The organism is Hymenobacter agri, from assembly GCF_054778495.1.
In genome coordinates this window covers 1-1,664 of the sequence record NZ_BAAGZM010000778.1, presented here as the reverse complement: position 1 = coordinate 1,664, position 1,664 = coordinate 1, and the positions used below count along the sequence as shown (strand labels likewise).

The following is a 1,664-nucleotide window of genomic DNA, read 5'->3' as shown; positions in this document are numbered from 1 at the left end:
GGCCGCCGACCTGGCCGACTGGAACGCCACGCACCCGGCCCTGGCGGGGGAGGGCCGCGCGGCGCAATAAGCGTGGCATGGCGTTAACCAATCCCCACCGCACCCGTATTTTCTGCATGCGTACGTATTTCACACGGGCCGGCCTGGCCTTGGCGCTTGGCGTAGGCCTGGCCGCTTGCTCCAACTCCGCCGACCCGGTCAACTCAACCCGGAAGCCCGCCTCGGTGCAGGCCCTGCAACCCATTATGCCCTATTTCGACGAGCAGTGGGCCATGAGCAAGTACTGGGAAGACGGCCTGGCCGAAGTGGCCACTTATGATGCCGAGCGCACGGTGTATAAGAAGAAGCGCCAATTTGAGTACACCCTCATCACGGTGAAGGAGGAATTCAACCAGGAATTCAACGTGAAAACCGACGACTATAAGCGCGACGACTTATTCCCGGTGATGAAGGTGAACGAGTTCTGCCAGATTCAGACCGACCAGTATCCGTACCACTACCTGACGTCGCTGTTCTTTCGGCGCGACCAGCCGGTGGCGCTCTACAAGATGACGACGTCGTCGCAGGAATGGTGCGGTAACACGTTCAAAGCCATTACGGATGACGGCGTCAATTTCAAGGAGAGCTATAATTCGTACTGGGACCAGCAGGGCGCGGGCAGCCGCGACCTGCGCCGCGACGTGCTGCTCGAAGACGCGCTGCCCTACACCTTGCGGGCGCTGAAATTCGACCAAAAGCCCAGCTTCGACCTCACGGTAATGGATTTGCAGCAAACCAGCAAGGCCGCCGCGCCCGAGTACTACCAGGCGCACCTAACCACCGCCGAAGCACCCGCCGCCGATACCGCAACTCCGGCCTGGCAAGTGACGGTGCAGCTCGCCCCGGATAAGAAGAACGTGTACTGGTTCGACCGAAAGTATCCCAACATGCTGCTGCGCCAGGCTGCCTGGGATGGCCGCACGCTGCAACTGAAAAGCGTGAAACGCACGGCCTACTGGCCCAAATAGGCGGGTGTGGCGTCGGGCTTCCGTGCGCTTACCGCTTAATCATTACTGCTTGCCGAAGTTGGCGGCTGCACCGGCCGCAACAAGTCCCAGGCCATTGCGCCATACACCAAGCTGTATTCCAGTGTAATAAGCCAGGGGCTTTCGGTGTAGGCCGCGGTGCGGTAGGCTGAGTAGGAGAGTACCGCCGCGCCGCCCCACACTAGTGGGTAACGGAAGCGCGTGAAGGGTGCCAGCGCAATGAGCGGCGTAATGTACCAGGGGTGCACCGTAGTAGCCAGCGCGTAGTAGCCGGTGAGCAGCATCAGTAGCGCCTGCGGTAGTCGGGCCAGGGTAGGCGTGCGTTCGCGCCAGGCCAGGCCCAGGCCGAACAGCGCCGTTGCCAAGGCCAGTGCGGGGCCAATCAGGGCAATTTCGTTGTAGGAAGTAAGGCGGTAGCCTACGGCCCGCAGCAGGTAGTAAATGCTGGCGTTGAACTCGAAGCTGCGGAAATACAGGTTGAGGCTACGGCCAATGTTGCCGATAAGCTCTACTGAGATGAATGGGCTGAACAGCACCAGCAGGGTGCCGCCCAGCACCACTGCGAACAGCCCGAAGCGCCGCCAGCCCAACGGCCGCACCAGCAGCGCCAGCGCCGGCAGGGGCAGCAGCTTGCTCGCC

1 protein-coding gene and 1 pseudogene are annotated in these 1,664 nt (G+C 61.8%); one reads left to right on the top strand and one right to left on the bottom strand.

All coding sequences use genetic code 11. From position 1 onward, the window contains the following. Positions 1 to 116 precede the first annotated feature (116 nt). Positions 117 to 1,007 carry a hypothetical protein gene (locus ACYVDE_RS22020; RefSeq protein WP_460503683.1) on the top strand — a complete coding sequence of 297 codons (891 nt, stop codon included), beginning with the start codon at positions 117 to 119 and terminating at the stop codon, positions 1,005 to 1,007. 35 nt (positions 1,008 to 1,042) lie between these two features. Here ACYVDE_RS22020 and ACYVDE_RS22015 read toward each other — a convergent pair. After that, positions 1,043 to 1,664, bottom strand: a pseudogene (locus tag ACYVDE_RS22015) (hypothetical protein); the annotation flags it as partial.

Coding starts and splice junctions, on each gene's coding strand:
- ACYVDE_RS22020 (WP_460503683.1), top strand. CDS start 117: ATGCGTACGTATTTCACACGGGCCGGCCTGGCCTTGGCGCTTGGCGTA.